A 2,036-nucleotide genomic window follows, 5' to 3' on the forward strand; every position below is an offset into this window, starting at 1 on the left:
GCGTGCCCATGCGTAAAGAGCCAACTGATGCCCAGAAGCATTAGCAATTGACCAAGCCCCCCGCCCGAGAGCCTCGGGTGCATCCAGATTTGGGTGGCAGGCAAGCCTCGTGCAATAGTTCCTCCCCCGGTACTCCGGGGGAGGGCTGGAGTTTGGCCTTTCGCCTATACGTTTCTGGCATATAGCGCGGCACTGGCGAGGGGAGAGGGAGGTTTCTGTGGCTTCTGGTGCGTGCCTGATCGAGCGGGGTGTGTCGGGAAGCCGCAGAAACCCCTGTCTCGGATCTGATCGCCCCAGGTCTCCCAGCGCAACTGGCTGATCAGCCGTTGCGTGGGACAGAGCCGGGGCTTGCGGCCCCGCAGCCATTTGGGATCGGGCAGCGACTGGGGGATTCCCTCGGCTCCATAGGCATGAATGCCGGCCAAAAGCAGCAGCGAGTAGGCCGCCACCGCGACCGCAGGAACTGTTTGCACCGACTTCTCGTTGCGAACCTGCGCCTGGCCCACTCCCATCACGCTTTTCTCGTCCCGGAAGTTGACCTCGATTCCCCATCGCCACAGGTACGCCTGCAGTACCTCCTCCAGCGGCAGGCCAGGGTTGGTGCAGATCAGATAGGCCGGCTGACGGTAGAGCATCTTGCCGCCCTGGCTCAGGCGATATCCCAGCGGGGCAATAACGATCATACGTAAAACCTTCCCCGCTCCGGCCGGACGCCATTTGACGGCGTCCATCGTCTTGATGCGGAACTCATGGATCTTCCCGGCTGCATAGCATCTCACCGTCTGCCACGGGATGGCATCATCCTGGCGGATCTCCTCTGGCGTGGGCAGACGCTGACCATAGCGCCGCGGCCGGCCTCCCACAGGCCTGCTCTGTTCCCCCTCCGGCACACCATACAGCTTGGCATCGCTTCGGATACGCCCAATCAGCGTGGCCTTTTCCGGCAGCTGCTTCATCACGGTGCGATTGGTGAATCGCCCATCCACCGTCGCCCAGAGATCCCGCGCCGTCTGGACGGCCAATAGCGTCAACCTCTCGACCGCCACCGCATTGATGTTCTTCTGCCGCTGAAGTTCCCGATACTCCTGCTTCTGCTGCTGCGTCGCGTTCTTCCTGGGCCGTTTGGCCGTGGGAGCATCCACGAAGTCGATGGGAATGCTCCGGGCAGTACCGCCTTCGCCAAAGGGCACGGCCGCCGACAGTTGCAGCACACGCTGTCCCAGCACAAAGTTGATCTGGAATGGTGGGCCGGTGGGGTCCACACGCCAGGCGACTCCCGGTGTCTTCTTGCCGCTCTTCCTCAGGATCGAATCGTCCATCCCCACCACCAGGGGAGCGCCCATCGGCAGCATCGACTCGACCTCGCTGCGACACACGCCGAAGAGTTGCTGTACATCCACCCGGTCACGCGAGTAGAGCCGATAGTCCGCCGTCCAGTCAGCAAACTGCTCCGCCCCGGTGTAGAGCAGTCCGGTGATGGTGTGGCGGGAAAGACACAGAGCCTGCCAGTAGAGATGGCGCTGCAGGCGGAGGCTTACCCGCTGCTGCAACGAGGCACCTCGGCATTGCCTCAGCAATCGCCCCAGCCATCGGCTCAGGGGGCGCGGCGCTTCCTGGGCGTGGCTGGGGCGGCAGGCACGGCGCGTCGCCTGAGGATCAGGATGTGCCGGTCTTGAATGCTCCACTCGACGACTTCGCCTTTTTGGAAGTCCATGGCATCTGCGACGGGAGCGGGGAGATTGACATACCACTGTCGCGACTCCTTTCGCTGAATCAGTTGGACCTTGGTTGGGTATCCCATAAGCGCGGACTCCTTGTGGTCTAGTCTTATAACTAGACCACAACCCAAACGAAAAAGCAAGCAAAATCTGATCGCTTTGTCGCGGAAAAGGCCAAACTCCAGCCCTCCCCCAAGGGGGAGGAGACCAAGAGCCAGCCTCCCGGCGGCGGGAGCGGCGCATGCGCAGTGGCACCGCCTACCGGATCGCCACCCGCGTGCTCATTTCCACCTGCGTCTTGTGCAGGCGGGCGTAGAC

2 protein-coding genes are annotated in these 2,036 nt (G+C 62.6%); both read right to left on the reverse strand.

The window, feature by feature from the left end; all coding sequences use genetic code 11:
* Positions 1-164: 164 nt before the first annotated feature.
* A complete protein-coding gene (locus WAW39_RS29260) occupies positions 165-1,550 on the reverse strand; it encodes a transposase (protein WP_422323137.1) in 1,386 nt (461 codons plus the stop codon).
* Positions 1,551-1,594: 44 nt separating this feature from the next.
* Complete coding sequence (locus tag WAW39_RS29265; RefSeq protein WP_422323139.1) at positions 1,595-1,801, reverse strand: hypothetical protein; 207 nt, start codon at positions 1,799-1,801, stop codon at positions 1,595-1,597.
* Between the last annotated feature and the right edge of the window lie 235 nt (positions 1,802-2,036).

The organism is Prosthecobacter sp. (assembly GCF_049294395.1).
Lineage (GTDB): Bacteria > Verrucomicrobiota > Verrucomicrobiia > Verrucomicrobiales > Verrucomicrobiaceae > Prosthecobacter.